The 17,846-nt window shown below is 41.9% G+C and carries 17 protein-coding genes; 9 read left to right on the top strand and 8 right to left on the bottom strand.

Annotation, left to right across the window (positions count from 1 at the left end):
• Nucleotides 1-62: 62 nt before the first annotated feature.
• Both MuYL_RS06680 and lon read right to left on the bottom strand, forming a co-directional pair.
• Nucleotides 63-614: a hypothetical protein gene (locus tag MuYL_RS06680; RefSeq protein WP_157740653.1), complete on the bottom strand. Its 552-nt coding sequence runs from the start codon at nucleotides 612-614 to the stop codon at nucleotides 63-65.
• Between the two features lie 182 nt (nucleotides 615-796).
• Nucleotides 797-3,271 carry an endopeptidase La gene (gene lon, locus MuYL_RS06675; protein ID WP_094569790.1) on the bottom strand — a complete coding sequence of 825 codons (2,475 nt, stop codon included), beginning with the start codon at nucleotides 3,269-3,271 and terminating at the stop codon, nucleotides 797-799.
• Nucleotides 3,272-3,640: 369 nt separating this feature from the next.
• Between lon and MuYL_RS06670 the strand changes: the two genes are divergently transcribed.
• Complete coding sequence (locus tag MuYL_RS06670; RefSeq protein ID WP_094569789.1) at nucleotides 3,641-4,270, top strand: tetratricopeptide repeat protein; 630 nt, start codon at nucleotides 3,641-3,643, stop codon at nucleotides 4,268-4,270.
• Between the two features lie 7 nt (nucleotides 4,271-4,277).
• Here MuYL_RS06670 and MuYL_RS06665 read toward each other — a convergent pair whose 3' ends face one another.
• Nucleotides 4,278-4,778, bottom strand: coding sequence for a hypothetical protein (locus MuYL_RS06665; RefSeq protein WP_094569788.1), 501 nt, complete (start codon nucleotides 4,776-4,778; stop codon nucleotides 4,278-4,280).
• A gap of 40 nt (nucleotides 4,779-4,818) precedes the next feature.
• Nucleotides 4,819-6,342: a 2,3-bisphosphoglycerate-independent phosphoglycerate mutase gene (gpmI, locus tag MuYL_RS06660; RefSeq protein WP_094569787.1), complete on the bottom strand. Its 1,524-nt coding sequence runs from the start codon at nucleotides 6,340-6,342 to the stop codon at nucleotides 4,819-4,821.
• A 191-nt stretch (nucleotides 6,343-6,533) separates the two neighbouring features.
• Between gpmI and MuYL_RS06655 the strand changes: the two genes are divergently transcribed.
• The 5 genes from MuYL_RS06655 to MuYL_RS06635 all read left to right on the top strand — a co-directional run bounded on the left by MuYL_RS06655 (nucleotide 6,534) and on the right by MuYL_RS06635 (nucleotide 10,372).
• Complete coding sequence (locus MuYL_RS06655) at nucleotides 6,534-6,929, top strand: DUF4783 domain-containing protein (protein ID WP_094569786.1); 396 nt, start codon at nucleotides 6,534-6,536, stop codon at nucleotides 6,927-6,929.
• A gap of 215 nt (nucleotides 6,930-7,144) precedes the next feature.
• Nucleotides 7,145-7,990, top strand: coding sequence for a carboxylating nicotinate-nucleotide diphosphorylase (nadC, locus tag MuYL_RS06650; protein WP_094569785.1), 846 nt, complete (start codon nucleotides 7,145-7,147; stop codon nucleotides 7,988-7,990).
• Nucleotides 7,991-8,133: 143 nt separating this feature from the next.
• The gene (plsY, locus tag MuYL_RS06645; protein WP_094569784.1) at nucleotides 8,134-8,784 is read left to right on the top strand and encodes a glycerol-3-phosphate 1-O-acyltransferase PlsY; all 651 of its coding nucleotides are present in this window, start codon (nucleotides 8,134-8,136) and stop codon (nucleotides 8,782-8,784) included.
• Nucleotides 8,781-9,578: a M48 family metallopeptidase gene (locus tag MuYL_RS06640; RefSeq protein WP_094569783.1), complete on the top strand. Its 798-nt coding sequence runs from the start codon at nucleotides 8,781-8,783 to the stop codon at nucleotides 9,576-9,578. Before plsY ends, MuYL_RS06640 begins: the two co-directional genes overlap by 4 nt.
• A 38-nt stretch (nucleotides 9,579-9,616) precedes the next feature.
• Entirely contained in the window at nucleotides 9,617-10,372 is a 756-nt protein-coding gene (locus MuYL_RS06635) for a YqjF family protein (protein ID WP_094569782.1), read from the top strand.
• Here MuYL_RS06635 and MuYL_RS06630 read toward each other — a convergent pair.
• The 4 genes from MuYL_RS06630 to MuYL_RS06615 form a co-directional block, all read right to left on the bottom strand.
• A complete protein-coding gene (locus MuYL_RS06630) occupies nucleotides 10,335-11,597 on the bottom strand; it encodes an anthranilate synthase component I family protein (RefSeq protein WP_245845799.1) in 1,263 nt (420 codons plus the stop codon). The two genes, MuYL_RS06635 and MuYL_RS06630, sit on opposite strands and share 38 nt — an antisense overlap.
• Before the next feature lie 81 nt (nucleotides 11,598-11,678).
• Nucleotides 11,679-12,956, bottom strand: coding sequence for an adenylosuccinate synthase (locus MuYL_RS06625; protein ID WP_094569781.1), 1,278 nt, complete (start codon nucleotides 12,954-12,956; stop codon nucleotides 11,679-11,681).
• 109 nt (nucleotides 12,957-13,065) lie between these two features.
• Nucleotides 13,066-13,536 (bottom strand): Fur family transcriptional regulator, encoded by a 471-nt coding sequence (locus tag MuYL_RS06620; RefSeq protein WP_094569780.1) that lies wholly within the window; start codon nucleotides 13,534-13,536, stop codon nucleotides 13,066-13,068.
• Nucleotides 13,537-13,653: 117 nt separating this feature from the next.
• Nucleotides 13,654-15,876: a RelA/SpoT family protein gene (locus MuYL_RS06615; protein ID WP_094569779.1), complete on the bottom strand. Its 2,223-nt coding sequence runs from the start codon at nucleotides 15,874-15,876 to the stop codon at nucleotides 13,654-13,656.
• Nucleotides 15,877-15,990: 114 nt separating this feature from the next.
• On the opposite strand from MuYL_RS06615, the gene MuYL_RS06610 reads away from it, so the two are divergent.
• The 3 genes from MuYL_RS06610 to bshB1 are packed head-to-tail and all read left to right on the top strand — an operon-like array spanning nucleotide 15,991 to nucleotide 17,846.
• The gene (locus MuYL_RS06610; protein ID WP_094569778.1) at nucleotides 15,991-16,605 is read left to right on the top strand and encodes a DUF4294 domain-containing protein; all 615 of its coding nucleotides are present in this window, start codon (nucleotides 15,991-15,993) and stop codon (nucleotides 16,603-16,605) included.
• A 2-nt stretch (nucleotides 16,606-16,607) separates the two neighbouring features.
• Entirely contained in the window at nucleotides 16,608-17,108 is a 501-nt protein-coding gene (locus MuYL_RS06605; RefSeq protein WP_094569777.1) for a glutathione peroxidase, read from the top strand.
• Between the two features lie 12 nt (nucleotides 17,109-17,120).
• On the top strand, nucleotides 17,121-17,846 hold the full coding sequence (bshB1, locus tag MuYL_RS06600; protein ID WP_094569776.1) for a bacillithiol biosynthesis deacetylase BshB1: 726 nt from the start codon (nucleotides 17,121-17,123) through the stop codon (nucleotides 17,844-17,846).

The raw sequence follows: 17,846 nt of genomic DNA, 5'->3' as shown, positions 1-17,846 counted from the left end.
TAACCGTCTAAAATAGCAAAAGCCCCGATAATTCAGGGCTTTTTAAATTATTTTATCAGCAGCTAAAAAGTATAACCGATACTAAAGCCACCTTCGGCAATAAAGCCGTCATCATAAAGGATAGGCACAAATGCCAGCCTGAAATTTATACCGCCGTTATCCTGTTGAAAACGATAGCCAATAGTGCCTGTGGCAATAAAGCCTGTAATGTTGTCAAATTGAAATGTAGTACCTCTTGAACTTCCCTGCGAGCGTACAAAGGTTGTGCCTGCACCAAGTTCTACAAAGCTGTTGCCTGCCCCTTTACCTATGCCATATAAATAATTTAACTGCAGCGGAACTGATGCAACCCAGTTGGCGCCAGTATTGTAGTACCCTGCCCCTACACGGTATCCCCATTTGTCTCTCTTGTCGCCAAAACGGGTATCGTAGTTTACGGTAAGTGCCAGCCCGGGGCCGCCCACTTCCAGGAATACGGTTCTCGGTTTTTTAACTTCAACAATAGTTGAGTCTCTTTTAATAGGGTTCTCTTCAAGGTTTTGAGCCTTCAGATAATGCGATGATGCGATAAGTAGTAATAAAAAAACAGCTTTCAGTGTAAAAGTTTTCTTCACTTTTTTAGATTTTGGGTTGTTAACTAATATCATAATTACTTTATAATTATGATAATCGGTAATACGCTACAGCGCCTAAAAAGGTTTCAGTTAGGGCCGTCAGAAAGCTATGGACGGCATAAAAATTCTTATTTAATGCAAAAAGCCGGTTTGAATAGCAAAACGGCTTTTTACGATATTGATTAAGCTGCGGGCTTTCCGGCCTCGGGCTTAATCGTAAGGTCGAGGGGATTTTTGACTTTTTCGTTCAACAATGCGAGATCGATTACTTCGCGCATTTGGGTTACATAGTTGAACTTAAGGTCTTTTATATAATCTTCCTTAATTTCCATGATATCCTTTTTATTTGATGCGCACAGGATGATCTCTGTTATATTGGCGCGCTTGGCCGCCAGTATTTTTTCTTTTATGCCACCAACGGGCAATACGCGCCCGCGCAGGGTAATCTCTCCGGTCATAGCCAGGTTAGGTTTAACCTTGCGCTGGGTAAATGCAGATGTTAAAGCAGTAAGCATGGTAATACCTGCCGACGGACCATCTTTTGGTGTAGCCCCTGCGGGTACGTGTACGTGAATATCCCAAAGGTCAAACAATCTCGGATCAATGTCAAAGTACGAAGCGTGCGCGCGTAAATAAGCCAATGCTATGGTTACTGACTCTTTCATTACATCGCCCAAACTTCCGGTTAGCGTTAGCTTACCCTTGCCGGGGCTTAAACTTGCTTCAATAAATAATATATCTCCGCCTACCGAGGTCCATGCCAAACCTGTAACCACACCGGCCTCATCATTGCCCTCATACAAATCTTTGTCAAATATTGGCGCACCCAATATCCGCTCTACATCCTTTTTATTTACTGCCGGATTATAAGGTTCTTCCAGGGCAATATTTTTTGCTACGCCACGTACCAGCGAACCTATTTTTTTCTCCAATGACCGCACACCGGATTCACGGGTATAGTCAACTATCAGTTTTTCTATAATTTCAGGCTTTAAAACAACATCCTTGGCTTTTAGACCGTGCGCATCCCTTTGTTTGGGGATCAGGTGTTGTTTAGCTATTTCAACCTTTTCTTCAATGGTATAGCCGTTCACCTCAATAATCTCCATACGGTCAAGCAAAGCTGGCTGTATGGAACTCAGTGAATTTGCTGTCGCGATAAACATTACGTTTGACAGGTCGAAGTCCATCTCTACATAATGATCATAAAAAGTGCTGTTTTGCTCCGGGTCAAGTACCTCCAGTAAAGCTGATGAAGGATCTCCGCGGAAATCATTGCCCACCTTATCAATCTCATCCAATATAAAAACCGGGTTTGCAGCGCCCGCTTTTTTAACAGACTGGATGATCCGGCCGGGCATTGCGCCAATGTAGGTTTTGCGGTGCCCGCGTATTTCGGCTTCATCCCTTATGCCCCCCAAAGCCATGCGCACATATTTACGGCCTAACGCTTTTGCAATTGACTTACCTAATGATGTTTTACCAACTCCCGGAGGGCCAACCAAACAAAGTATAGGGGCTTTCATATCGTGCTTTAACTTAAGCACCGCCAAATATTCAATAATGCGTTGCTTTACCTTGTCCAAACCAAAATGATCCTTATCCAGCACCTTTTGGGCACGTTTTAAATCAAAGTTGTCTTTGGTAAACTCGTTCCATGGCAAATCAAGCAACAGTTCAAGATAATTTATCTGTACCGAATAATCGGCGGCGGCCGGGTTAGTGCGAACCAGCTTTTCAAGCTCTTTGTTAAAATGATCTTTTACTTCTTTAGCCCACTTCTTTTTTGCCGCCCGCAGCTTTAAGCTATCAATCTCGAGGTCGGGAGATGACCCCCCAAGTTCTTCCTGGATAGTTTTTAACTGCTGATTTAAAAAGTAATCGCGCTGCTGCTTATCCAAATCAACCCTTACTTTACTCTGGATCTGGTTTTTAAGCTCCAGCATCTGCAAGTCAAGCGTTAAATGCTCCAGCACCAGGTTTGCCCTGTTTCGCAGGTTTGGCTCTTCAAGCAGTTGTTGCTTGGCAAGCATATCAGCATTCATGTTTGATGATATAAAATTGATCAAAAATGATGTGCTTTCAATATTGCGAATGGCAATTCCGGCCTCGCTCGGGATATTTGGCGACAACTGGATTATGCTCATGGCCATATCCTTTATAGACGATACCATCGCCTTAAACTCTTTGTCCTCTTTATGTTTTACCTCTTTAAAAGCTTCGATGGTAGCCTTTATGTAAGGTACACTCTGTACTTCGTCTTTTAAAATAAAGCGCTTTTTACCCTGCAATATAACCGTAGTATTACCGTCGGGCATTTGCAGCATTTTTACAATAAGCGCAATGGTTCCAATTTTGTTTAACTGCGAAAATGTAGGGTCTTCAATCCCCACATCCTGTTGAGAAACTACCCCAATCATCCGGTTTCCCTTGTTTGCATCACGAATCAGTTTAATAGATTTATCGCGGCCAACGGTGATAGGAATTACAACACCCGGAAAAAGCACTGTATTTCTAAGGGGTAATATAGATAACACTTCCGGCAACGCTTCGTTATTCATTTCCTCCTCGTCTTCTGTGGACATCAGTGGAAAAAATTCGGAATCTTCGTTTATAACCGGTAAAGCGCTTTTAAAATCAAATGGATCAAAATTCATTAACTACCTTTTATGTTTTTATAAAAAAACGTCATATTGTCAGCCTGCAAATTTACAGGCATTATTGAACAGGGCAAATACTAATTATGCCCGGGTAAATACTATGTTTCAAGACATGTGCCAAGATAGGATAATAATCAGCAACAATTACAGTTACCACATAACGCATTGATTATATGTAAATTATAAATTATCAGGGTTTTGAACAAAAAAACATAAAACCTTGATAAAGATGAAAAAAAGTCATATCATCGCATCCTGTTTGATAAATTATTTAAAATAGCCGGACAAAAAAAAGCCGGTTGGCATAATATTTTCTTATTATATAAGTTACTTATTATACTGTTGGTAAAACATTAGTATCCATTGATGAAGATTTCGGTAATAATATCTTTCCTGATAATTTCTTCTTTTGAAAACTCGTCTGCCCAAAACTCATACGTGAAGTTGGGTCAGCAGGCTTTAATGAATGGAGACTTTAAAGCAGCGGTAGCACAGCTTGAAAAAGCCTGCCTTATTGATTCAACCAACTCTACCGCCTTGCTAATGCTGGGTTATTCCTATTACCACAGCGAAAATTATAAAAAATCAATAGCTGCTTACACCAAAGAGATAGCCATTAACCCTACCGACGCAACAGCGTATTACTACAGGGCCAGGGCAAAAGGCTACATGGGCAAAGACAACGCACTGTCTGCCGCCGATAAAGAAAAATATCTGTTGGGGTCAATATTTGATCTCACAAAAGCCATAGCCATTGATCCGGACGATACCAAAAACAAATATTACCAGGTTAGAGGGATTGCCTACCGTGAGTACGGTATATTTAAAATGCAGGCCACGGGCCGATCATATGATAAACCCAGGGCTATAAATTCGTTAAAAGCATCTATAGCTGATTTGGAAAAAGTTTTAACAGATAACCCCGGCAGAACAGATATCTCCACCCTTATTGATCTTTCAAAGCAAAAGCTTGACGAGGCATTTGCGCATAAATAGAATCTGCTTAGCGCTCAATTACACCCTTTATCATATACCTGTTCCGGCCCATCAGCCTAACACGCTGGTCTTTTTCAATTAAATAAAGTGAGTCAGGATAATAGCTTAATTTTTCGGTAGTTTGGTATAGAATATTTTTGGTACGCGTGTAGATCACTATCCACTTCACTTTGCCGCTTTCACTTTTAATAATAATCTCTCGTACTTTAAGGTCGTCCTCTTTGGCCTTGTATAGTATCAAACTGTCGCCGGTCGCCACCGTGTAGCTATTTTTCCAGGCGGGGCGATTTATATCAGCAGCAGCAAACAGGTCCAGCTCACGTCCCCAGTTGTCTATTTTTACTTTTTGGGTTTCGGTAACACCGTTATGTGTTACCGTTTTAATTACCGGCTTATTCAGCTTATTTAGCCGGACAGTGTCAGCGTTAAAATATCCTTTGATATCAAAATATTTTAACGCTGCGCCGGTTTCCTTTATTTCCGGCTTGCAGCCCAAACCGCAAGCCATTATAACTGCGCATATAGCAATAATTGTAAATTGTTTTAATTTACACCAATACATTCCCGCCCATTTGTTCCGGAATTGCAACACCCATCATTTTCAATATAGTTGGCGCAATATCACCTAATTTACCATCCTTAACCTGCTTAACATCATCATCAATAACAATGCACGGAACCAGGTTAGTGGTATGTGCCGTATTTGGCGATCCGTCATCGTTTATCATGTAATCGGCATTGCCGTGGTCAGCAATTATAATAAACGAATAGCCGTTGGCAAGCCCGGCTTCCACAACGTCTCTGGTGCAGGCATCAGCTGTTTCAGCAGCTTTAACCACTGCGCTAAATACGCCGGTATGCCCAACCATATCGGTATTGGCAAAGTTTAAAACAATAAAATCAGGCCAGCCGCTTTTAAGCTCCGGAATAATCGCATCGCGGATTCCGGCGGCGCTCATCTCGGGCTGCAGGTCGTAAGTTGCAACTTTAGGCGACGGGACTAATAAACGTTTCTCATTAATAAATTCTTTTTCCCTGCCTCCTGAAAAGAAGAAGGTAACGTGCGGATATTTCTCCGTTTCGGCAATGCGAATCTGGTTTTTCCCGGCATCCTGTAAAACCTCGCCAAGTGTTTTTGTTAAATCCTCCTTATTAAACACAACCTTTACATTTTTAAAGGTTTCATCATAAGGCACCATAGTAATATAGTCCAGGTTTAACGGATGCATATTATATTCAGGGAAAGCCTTTTGCGTTAGCGCAACCGTAATTTCGCGCCCCCTGTCGGTTCTGAAATTGAAGCAAATTACCACATCACCTTCTTTAATAACCGCCAGCGGATTCCCGTTGCCATCAACCTTTACTATAGGTTTAATAAACTCATCTGTAACATCCTGCAGGTATGATTCTTTTATGGATTGCACAACATCGTTTGAAGCTGTGCCGGTACCGTTAACCATAAGGTCATAAGCCAGTTTAACGCGTTCCCAGCGGTTGTCCCTGTCCATGGCATAATACCTGCCAATTGCAGAAGCAATTTTTGCGCTGGTATTTTTAATATGATCTTCCAGATCGGTTATAAAGCCCGCACCCGATTTTGGGTCCGTATCGCGGCCATCTAAAAAAGCATGGATAAATACATTTTCAAGCGCAAAAGCAGCAGCGGCATCACATAAACCTTTTAAATGCCTAATGTGTGAGTGTACGCCGCCGTCGGATACCAGCCCGATAAAATGTACATCTTTATTATTTGCCTTAGCATATTCAAATGCCTCTTTTAATACAGCATTGGCAGGAAACTCATTATCTTCCACAGCCTTATGGATGCGGCCCAGTTCCTGGTAAACAACCCGGCCAGCGCCCAAATTCATGTGCCCCACTTCTGAGTTGCCCATTTGCCCCGAAGGCAAACCAACGGCGGTACCTGAAGCTTCCAGTTTAGAATTTGGATACTGTTTTAACATCGAATCAAAAAATGGCGTATTGGCTGCAACTATAGCGTTCGATGCATCATTACGGCCATATCCCCAGCCGTCAAGAATAATTAATGCAATTTTTTTTTGTCTTTCCACAATGCAAATATAAAGGCAACGTTGTTAAGTTATAAATTAAATGTTGATTAAGTTAATTAAGTGACTAATGCCGTTATTCGCCGGTACAGTTAATATCCGCCCAAAAAAATCAATCAACTAAGCTAACAAAATCAACGGCTAACTGTTAAGTTTTTGTAACGTTCATTTCCATCAATTGTCTGTTAGTTATTATGAAGCTACTGTACCTTCCATTCTTCATTATTTTTTATCTGCTACCTGCGCCCCCGGTTATTGATCCTATTGACAAGGTTGCCGAGCTGATTCGTCAGGGAAACATCCAGGAACTGTCAAAAATATTTGCGCCAAACGTCCAGATAACCATGGAGAATGAGGAAAACATCTATTCTAAAGTCCAGGCGACCCTCATATTGGATAAATTTTTCAGTCAGAATAAACCTGTGTCAGTCAAAATGCTGCACAAAGTAAATTCAAATCCTAATTACCTGTTTGGGGTACTTATAGCTAACACCCCAAAAGGACCTTTCCGTATAACTTATACTTTAAAAGATACCGGTGGAAATATGTCACTGATAGAATTGCGGATTGAGACAGAGAAGGTGAAATAGGTTTTAGTGTATAGTAAAAAACAACCCGGCTAGTTATTTTTTCCCAAATTTACCAAAACACCATTGGGCTATCGTTTATAAACTTTGCTATACATTCATTTTTTTCATGAACTATGAACCATCAATCATTGAAGTTCCTGTCAACTTTTTCCGGGAATCATGAACCACGAACCATGAACTATTATTACTTTTGGGTTCAAAAAACAGAATAGGTTTTGGACAAACAACTCGTTGATCAATTTATTTTAAATTCACTTACCGAAGATGTAGGCGATGGTGACCACACATCACTGGCGACAATTCCTGCCGGCACAAAAGGCAAAGCAAAACTTTTAGTAAAAGACGAAGGCATTTTAGCCGGGATTGAACTTGCTTTGGAAATATTTCGTATGGTTGATTCCTCACTTAAGGTAACCACCTTTTTGAACGACGGTGCGAAAGTAAAACCAAAGGATATTGCTTTTGAGGTTGAGGGTGATGCACAAAATATTTTAAAGGCAGAACGCCTTGTACTAAATTGCATGCAGCGGATGAGTGGAATTGCTACAAAAACCCGCGAGATAGTTGACATACTGCAAGGTACAAATACAAAAGTTCTGGACACCCGCAAAACAACGCCCGGCATGCGCTATCTCGAAAAATGGGCAGTGAGGATAGGCGGCGGCGTAAACCATCGTTTTGGCCTTTATGATATGATATTAATCAAAGACAACCATGTCGACTATTCAGGCGGAATAAGGCAGTCAATAGAAAATACACACCAGTATCTTAAAGATCAAAACAAAAAGCTTGCAATTGAAATTGAAGTAAGAAACCTGGAAGAACTGCAACAAGTTTTGCAAACAGGGGGCATAAACCGTATATTGCTGGATAACTTTAATTTTGATGATTTGCGTGAAGCAGTTAAGATCATTAACGGAAGGTTTATCACGGAAGCATCAGGCGGTATAACTATCGACAACATCAGGGATTATGCAGCCTGCGGGGTTGATTATATCTCAGTAGGTGCTTTAACACATTCAGTAAAAAGCTTAGATTTGAGCTTAAAGGCGATAAGTTAGCGGTTAAAGGCTGGTGATCAGAGATTAGTTGAACAACCCATTGGCTTAGAAAAATATGCTAAAAAACAATAACGGATTGTATTTTCTTTTGGACTTCCGGACGTTCCCGACTTTCGGACTTAATTTATTAATATTGCGGTGAAATGATAACTGCCTACTCAATTTCAGCGCTTATTTTGGCTTATTTCTGCGGCTCAATCCCCACTGCGGTTTGGATTGGCCAGGCATTTTACGGCGTCGACGTAAGGGAATATGGCAGCGGCAACGCGGGGGCTACCAATACATTCAGGGTATTGGGCAAAAAAGCGGGGATACCAGTTATGTTAATTGATATTCTAAAAGGCTGGACTGCTACTAACCTTGCCTATTTCATCGGTGTTTCAACCACCGGCGGCCTGCATTCAAATTACATCAGTTACCAGTTGGCTTTAGGTATAGCCGCTGTTATGGGCCATTTGTTCCCTGTATTTGCAGGTTTTAGGGGCGGCAAAGGAATTGCAACACTGTTTGGAATGGTTTTAGCTGTTAACCTCAATGCAGCTTTACTGTGCGTATCCGTATTCATCATTGTTCTGTTAATTACCAGGTACGTATCGCTAAGTTCAATTACTGCAGGCTTTACTTACCTTATTGGTGTAACTTTTTTTTACAACAAGTACACCAATAACCTTGTAGTTATTTTTGGAATGCTGATCTGTTTATTGATACTGGTTACGCACCAAAAAAATATTGAAAGGTTATTAAAAGGTAAAGAGTCGAGAATAAATTTATTCAAGAAAAAAACCGCAACATGAAAAAAATCTTTTCCCTGCTTACCGTATCCCTGGTTACCATTTACTCCTGTTCTACCGTTCCTTTAACCGGCCGTAAACAACTGTCATTGGTAGACGATACGCAGATTAACCAGTCGGCAGCGCAAAGTTACAGCCAGCTGCTTTCTGACCCAAAAACTGTTGTTGTAAGTTCCGGCACTGACGCACAGCGCGTAAAAAGAGTTGGCGCACAGCTTGCAGCCGCTATTGAAGGATATTTAAAAGCAAATGGTTTTAGTGATCAGTATAACTTTAAATGGGAATTTAACCTAATAAAAAGCAACGAGGTAAATGCCTGGTGTATGCCAGGCGGCAAAGTTGCCGTTTACAGCGGCATTATGCCACTTGCCAAAACTGATGCTATGCTGGCAACAGTTATGGGGCACGAAATTGGCCATGCTATAGCCCGACATTCTGCCGAAAGAGTTTCACAACAAATGGCAGTTCAGGGTATAGGCGGCGCTGTTGGTGCAGCGTCATCAACCAGCAGCAGCGCTACGCAAACCATTATTAACCAGCTATACGGCGTTGGTGGTAATTTGGTATTATTAAAATATTCACGCAGCCAGGAATCAGAGGCCGACAGGTTAGGCCTTACGTTTATGGCATTGGCCGGCTATGATCCGCATGCCGCTATCGCGTTCTGGCAGGTTATGGCAGCCCAAAATAAAGGCGGTGCACCGCCCGAACTGTTAAGCACCCACCCTGCCGATGCAACCCGTATTGCAGATATCCAGAACCGGATACCCGAAGCAATGAAATATTACAAGCACTAAAACTTAAATATATCCCGCTCCGGCGGGATTTCTTTATTATGGGCAAACACAAATTCCTGGAGGCACAATGGAACGATCTGCTGATGCTGAATTACGAAGTTGATCCGGAAATTCTCATACCTTATCTTCCGCCTGCAACCGTACTTGACTTATGGCAGGGAAAAGCTTTGGTAAGTATAGTTGGCTTTATGTTTAACCAAACCAGGGTATTGGGGGTAAAATGGCCATTTCATGTGAATTTTGAAGAGGTTAACCTGCGCTTTTATGTAAAACACTTTGATGGCGAAAAATGGAAGCGGGGCGCCGTTTTTGTTAGCGAAATTGTGCCCAAAAGCATAATCGCATTTATCGCCAACAATTTATATAAGGAACATTACCGCGCTATGCTGATGCGTCATTCAAAAACTAATGCTCCTGATAACCACACTAACTTTTTATACGAGTGGAAATGGAAGGGTAAATGGAACAAGCTTGGTGCCACCGTTAGCAATGCCTATACAAGCATCCCGCCCAACAGCCCGGAGGAATTTATTTTTGAACATTACTGGGGATACAATAAGTTAACCGATACCAAAACCATGCAATACCAGGTAGAACATGTTTCCTGGCAAATTGCTAAGGTTAAAGATTATGTCTTTGATGCCGATATAGCCACCCTTTACGGAAAAGAATTTGTTCCTTTTTTAAGTCAAAAACCTCATTCCGCTTTCTTTGCCAAAGGGTCTGATATCAGCGTGCGGATTGGTGAGAAACTGGTTATTGACCCAGAGCTTCCCGTATCGCCTGTGCTTTAAGTAAGCATTCCTCGTATTCTCTAGCTGCATCAGCGTGGTATGTTATTGCGCTGCCTGCATGGAATGACAGGTATTTGTTTTCAGCATTATATAACAGCGTACGGATTACCACATTGAAATCAAAATCTCCATCAGGGGCAAAATAGCCTATTGCACCGGAGTAAACACCCCTCCTGCTTTGCTCATAGGTTTCCATTAGCTGCATGGCGCTTATCTTAGGGGCGCCTGTCATGCTGCCCATAGGGAAGGTATTTTTAATCGCCTGCACGGAGTTTATTCCTTCTTCCAGCTCACAAACCACCGTCGAGATCATTTGATGAACTTGCCTGAAGCTATAGATCCCATATAATTCCTCTGTCTTAACCGTCCCCGGTTTGGCCGACCGGGTAAGGTCATTACGCACCAGGTCCACTATCATTACATTTTCCTGCAGCTCTTTCGTATGGCTTCTTAATGCCTGAATATTCTGCTCGTCCTCCGCTAAGGTATCACCCCGGCCGGCAGTCCCTTTTATAGGCTGCGAGATTAGTTTATTGCCGCGCCTGGCTAAGAAGCGCTCGGGTGTAGCACAAAGCACATACTTATCCTTTAGTTTAAAAAAAGCCGAAAATGGGTTAGGTGATATTTCATTCAGTTTCAGATAAACCTCCAGCGGATCGATGGCTGCATTTTCAGCAAAAAATTCCTGGCAAAAATTGGTCACATAAATATCGCCGCGATTAATATGATCTTTTATTTTTTCAATGGCTGCCAAATAAGCATTCTTACTTAAGCGCGACCGAATGTTTACTGCATGCATACCATTGCTTGCACGGTGCCCCTGCTGCTCAATAGCGTCAAAAACTACTTGCGGTTCATCAGCGTGGATCTCCACCCGGCTGCCCCTAATAACAATTAAAAACTGCGGAACAAAAAAATACAGGTCGGGAAATTGCAGTTGGTCACGGTTTCCGGAAGTTACGTTCTCTATTTCGTTCTTCAGGTCATAGCTAAAAAACCCGGTCATCCAACCCGGGTGCCGAACGCGAAATTCTTCCAGCTCATTAAAAGCGGTACCAGTTCCGGCTGTTATATCTGCCTTAACACCGGCGGCAATCAGCGCATCAAATTTGGTGTAAGGATCGGTAAAGTTGTTTGAATCGAGGTAACAGCAAACATCAAAGGCTGATGCCCATTGCAGGGCTTTAGCTTTAAATTTTTGCGGATCTTCCACTTGTATAATCACTGTACAAAAATAGTTATCTAAAAATCAAAAGGCCCCTTTAGATGGGGCCTTTGGTAATTTATTAAGTAAACCTGGTTATGCTTAGTGCAAAACCAAAGTTTGCTTCCTGTCAGGCCCTACTGATAAATATTTAATAGGTACGCCAAGTTCCTTTTCTAAATAATCAATATACCATTGCAGTTTAGCCGGGATCTGTGACAATTCGGTTATTCCTGTTAAATCCTCATTCCAGCCTTCAATTTCTTTTAAAACAGGTTTTGCCTCCACGCAGCAAATATCGTAAGGCATATAATCTATCTGCTGGCCCAGATAGGTGTAATGGGTACAAGCATAAATTTTGTCAAAACCGCTCAATACATCAGCTTTGGTCATCACCATTTGGGTAACGCCGTTGAGCATAATGGCATATTTTAATGCAGGCAGGTCAATCCAGCCTGTGCGGCGTGGCCTGCCGGTAGTTGCACCAAATTCATGGCCAATCCTGCGTAGTTCCTCGCCTGTTTCATTATCAAGTTCAGTTGGGAACGGACCGCTGCCAACCCGTGTACAATAGGCTTTAAAAATGCCTATAACTTCTCCTATCTTGTTTGGGGCAACCCCCAACCCGGTACAGGCACCTGCAGTAGTAGTATTTGATGAGGTTACAAAAGGATATGATCCAAAGTCAATGTCAAGCATGGTGCCTTGCGCACCTTCTGCCAATACCTTTTTACCCTGCTTTAAATAGTCGTTCACAAAATGTTCCGAGTCAACCAACTGGAATTTATTGATCAGTTCAACCGCTTCAAAAAACGCCTGTTCACGTTCAGAAAAATCAGCAACCTCTCCGTACAATGCAGTAAGCATGGATACATGCTTGTCCACAAGTTTTTGGTAACGCTCTTTAAAATCAGGCATAGCGGTGTCCCCAACACGCAGTCCGTTGCGGCCTGTTTTATCCATATAGGTCGGCCCGATACCTTTCAGGGTCGACCCAATTTTGCCATCGCCCATTTTCTTTTCAGAAGCAGCATCAAGCAATTGGTGCGTAGGTAAAATAAGGTGCGCCTTTTTTGCAATCACCAGGTTCTTTTTAGCTAAAAGATCATGCCCGGCATCTTTTAATTTATCTATCTCCTTTTTAAGGGTTATAGGGTCAATTACAACACCATTACCGATAAGGTTCATGGTATTTTCAAAAAATATGCCTGAAGGTATGGTGTTGAGTACAAACTTTTTACCGTCAAACTCAAGTGTGTGGCCGGCATTTGGCCCACCCTGGAAACGTGCAATCAGGTCGTAACCCGCGCTTAGTACATCAACTATTTTTCCTTTACCTTCATCGCCCCACTGGAGGCCTAATAATACGTCAACAGCCATTAATTTTTTATTTCTTTTTTATAATAATCGTCAAATGCTCAGCGAAATAAATGACCCCGCAAAGGTATCATCATAAGTATATTATCATGATAAAATCTTAAAACATTTTTTACTGGGCTTTTCTATCGCAAAAACCTGCACGCAGTTTCTCGCAGTTACCATACAGGTTTAATGAGTGGTGTTTTATCTCGAACTTTAGTAATGTACCCATCATGCTTTGGATTTGCTGAATTCGCGGATCGCAAAACTCAACCACTTTACCGCAGTCTATACAAATAATATGGTCGTGCTGTTTATACCCGTATGATTTTTCAAACTGCGCCATGTTCTTACCAAACTGGTGCTTGGTAACCAGGTCGCACGATACCAGCAGCTCAAGCGTGTTGTAAACAGTGGCACGGCTAACACGATACTTTTTATTTTTCATGTGGATATATAACGATTCCACATCGAAGTGATCACTCCGGGAGTATATTTCCTCAAGTATGGCAAAACGCTCGGGGGTTTTCCTAAGGTTCTTATTTTCAAGGTAGGCCTCGAAGATCTTTTTAACCATTGCTATGGTTTCCTGTTGAGACATGTTTTTTTATTAAAGGGCAAAGTTAAGAATTTAGTTTCGGAGTTGATTAAGTTTATTAGGTTGATTAAGTTAAAATATCAACCATTAACCCAGGCAACCCATCAACTAATCAACCCATTAAGATGCTTTTTCAATCACGGAATCAAACCTGCTGACGTCTGTTATACCCTTTACGGTTTTCAGCTTCCTGATTAGGTTTTCAAGGTGATCGGTGTCATTTACATACACCATTATTGATCCTTCAAATATCCCGTTATCACTGTCAACAGTAATTGAGCGGATGTTAACCTTAAAATCTTTTGATATTACCGTGGTTAGCTGGTTTATCAATCCAACTTCATCAATGCCTGTAATTCTTAACCCTGTTAAAAATGCCAGCTCCTGTTGGTTTGTCCACCTGGCTTTCACAATCCGGTAGCCATAATTAGCCATTAGTTTGGCGGCGTTAGGGCAGTTGGTACGGTGAATTTTTATGCCGTCGCTAACGGTTACAAAGCCAAATACATCATCACCGGGAATAGGGTTACAGCAATTTGCCAGCTTATAATCTATCTTCTGCATATCCTCGCCAATCAACAGCATGTCTGTATCTTTGGCCTTTATGCTCCGCAGCAGGCTTTGCACCTGTTCGGTTTCTATCTTATCCTGCGGCTTATTTTCAATTACTTTTTCTGATGCCTGGTATTCCTTCAGGTCTTTCATATCAATAGTGCCTTTGGCAATATTGTAAAACAGGTCCTGTGTTGAGGCCAGTTTAAAAAAGTAGCTCAGTTTATGTATATTTTCCGAATTGTAAGTGATCTTTAACGATTTCATCTTACGTTCCAGAATCTCTTTACCATCTTCCGCTATTTTGCGTTTTTCCTCTTTCAGCGCCGACTTGATCTTGGCCTTGGCTTTGGCGGTAACAACAATGTTCAGCCAGTCTTCTTTTGGCGATTGTTTGCTCGAGGTAATTATCTCTACCTGATCGCCGTTTTGAAGTTTATGGCTCAGCGGCACCAGTTTATGGTTAACCTTTGCGCCGATACAACTTGCGCCAACGTCAGTGTGAATTTCAAAAGCAAAGTCGAGCGCTGTTGCACCCAACGGGAGCTGGATCAGGGCACCTTTTGGCGTAAAAATAAAAATTTCGTCCGAGAACAGGTTCATTTTAAAATCATCCAAAAAGTCGAGTGCGTTGGAATCGGGATTTTTGAGCATATCCCGTACCTTTTGTACCCATTGGTCAAGCCCGCTGTCGGTTGATGACTCTTTATATTTCCAGTGCGCGGCAAAACCCTTTTCAGCAATTTCATTCATCCGTTTGGTGCGGATCTGCACCTCAACCCACTGCCCGCGGGGGCCCATAACCGTAGTATGTAATGACTCGTACCCGTTTGCTTTAGGCGACGAGATCCAGTCGCGCAGCCTGTCCGGATTGGGCCGGTAAAGATCTGTGACTATTGAGTATGCCTTCCAGCAATCTGATTTTTCAGTTTCCGGCGTACTGTCTAATATTATCCTGATGGCAAAAAGGTCATATACCTCTTCAAAAGGTATGGCCTTTTTCTTCATCTTATTCCAGATAGAATGGATGGATTTCGGCCGGCCAAATAAATCGGCATGTAAGCCCTGCCCTTCCAACACTTTTTTTACCGGTTCAATAAAGTCCCTGATAAACTTTTCCCTTTCAGCCTTCTTCTCGTTCAGCTTATTTTTAATAAACTGGTAAGTTTCACGCTCCATGTATTTCATGGAAAGATCTTCCAGTTCTGATTTTATAGCATATAAACCCAGGCGGTGTGCCAGCGGGGCATACAGGTAAATAGTTTCTGACGAAAGTTTAAGCTGCTTATCGCGCGGCATAAACTCCATTGTGCGCATGTTATGCAGGCGGTCGGCAAGTTTTATCAGGATCACCCTCACATCATCTGCTAGGGTCAGCAGCATTTTCCGGAAGTTTTCGGCCTGTAATGAACTGTTGGTATCAAACACGCCCGAAATTTTGGTTAAACCATCAATTATCATGGCCACCTTTTTACCAAACTCCCTTTCAATATCGTCAAGGGTCATATCGGTATCTTCCACCACATCGTGCAGCAGTGCGCAAACAATTGACGTTGTACCTAATCCAATTTCTTCAGCGGCTATCTGGGCAACGGCAATAGGATGATAAATATAAGGTTCGCCCGATTTTCGGCGCATATCTTTGTGGCTTTCCAGCGCCATTTCAAACGCCTTGCGAATCATCCGCTTATCTCCTTTTTGCAGGGTTGATTTTGACGCACGCAATAAAGCACGGTACCTTTTTAAGATCTCATTCTTTTCAGCTTCCAGGTCAATCACTAAGTCTTTCATTATCTTGCTTTATTCGTTAGTATGCTAAATATCATAAACTTGCAATAAAAATTATAATTGCATGTTATAATAATTACCCAAAAAAATTGCACTATTTTTGTATTAGGTAAAATTATGAAATTTATTGGCTTGTCGTTACTGTTTTGTTGCTTAATGGGTGCTGTTGAGGCCCAGACAAAAGCAGTTGCACCAATAATTTTAGGCAAAAATGATACCATCAAAACTTACCTTACTGTTGACAGTGGTAAAATGATCCCCTGGATAGTTTTAGCCGACATTAAAATTACCGATACCCGTATATTTAAAAGCCAGGCCGACCTGGATAATTACAGGCGATTGCGCTACAATGTAATGAAAGTATTGCCTTATGCCCGCTTTGCAAGCCAAAGATACAAACAGCTGCAGCGGGATCTTGCCCTGACAGGCGACAGGCACAAACAGAAACAATTAATAAACACCTGCGAATCTGAAATAAAGGGCTTATTCAATAAAGAGATCAAAGACCTGACAATTAGTCAGGGCGAAGTTTTAATTAAACTGATTGACCGCGAAACCGGGAATACCAGTTATGCTATGGTGAAGGAATTAAAGGGAGGCTTTAAAGCATTCCTGTTCCAGTCTGCAGCACGCATTTTTGGTCACGATCTGAAGGAAACCTATGACCCGGACGAGCAAAAAGATATCGAAGCAATCCTCAATCAGTCAGGGTATGTTTCATCTAACAATTAATAATGGTTGATAACAGCATTTACCAGTTTAATATCAAGCAGTTAAACGGCGAGGAATTAAACTTATCCGAATATAAAGATAAAGTACTTTTAATAGTTAACACCGCTTCCCAATGTGGTTTTACGCCACAATTGAGCGAGTTGGCCGCCCTTAAAAGCGAATTTGCAGGAAAAGACTTTGAAATACTGGCATTCCCTTCAAATGATTTTGGCGGACAGGAACCCCTTGATGGAAAAGAACTGGTTACCTTTTGCGAAAGGCAGAATGTGAATTACCCGGTCTTTGAAAAAATAAGGGTAAGAGGTCCGTATGCCGATCCACTTTACAAGTTTTTTGCTGACAAAAAGCAAAACGGCAAACTCAGCTCCGTACCGCGCTGGAACTTTCACAAATTTTTAATTAATAAATCAGGACAGGTTACTGATTTCTTTTACCCGTTTACCAAACCAAACGCTTCAAAAATAAAGAAGCAGATTGCCCGCTTGCTGGCACCCGGTAAATAATCCAATAGTATTATGCTTAAATTAGATATTTTAGTTTTATCTGTTCACCCGGACGATGCTGAGCTTGGCTGCGCCGGCACCCTTTTAAAACACCATGCGATGGGTAAAAAAACCGGTATTGTTGACCTTACCCGTGGCGAACTGGGCACCAGGGGGTCTGCCGAAATAAGAGACCAAGAAGCCGCCGAATCGGGCCGGATCCTTGGTCTTGCAGTTAGGGAAAATATTGGTATCCCCGATGGTTTTTTTGAAAATACGAAAGAATACCAGCTAAAAATAATTGAGGTTATCCGCAAATACCAACCCGAAATTTTAATTACAAATGCTTATCACGACCGCCACCCCGACCATGGCCGGGCAAACAAACTTGTTGAAGAATCTGCATTTTTAGCCGGGCTGCGAAAAATTGAGACCAGCTTTAACGGCGAGTTGCAGCACGCATGGCGCCCTAAACAAACCTTGCATTTTATACAGGACAACTATATAAGGCCCGACATATTGATTGATATCACCAATTTCTGGGATACCAAAGTGGAAAGTATCAAGGCGTTTGGTTCACAATTTTTCAACCCGGACTGGTCTGCCGACGAGCCGCAAACCTATATTTCATCACCAGATTTTATCCAGATAGTAGAAGCGCGTGCAAGGGAATTCGGCAAAAGTATTGGCGTTAAATACGCTGAGGGTTTTACTTCCCGCAAAATTTTAGGTGTAGATACTTTGTTTGATTTAAGGTAG

Origin of the sequence: Mucilaginibacter xinganensis, from assembly GCF_002257585.1 — a bacterium.
Classification (GTDB): Bacteria; Bacteroidota; Bacteroidia; order Sphingobacteriales; family Sphingobacteriaceae; genus Mucilaginibacter; species Mucilaginibacter xinganensis.
Note: the sequence above shows the minus strand (reverse complement) of the source record. Positions and strands in the feature narration are given on the sequence as shown.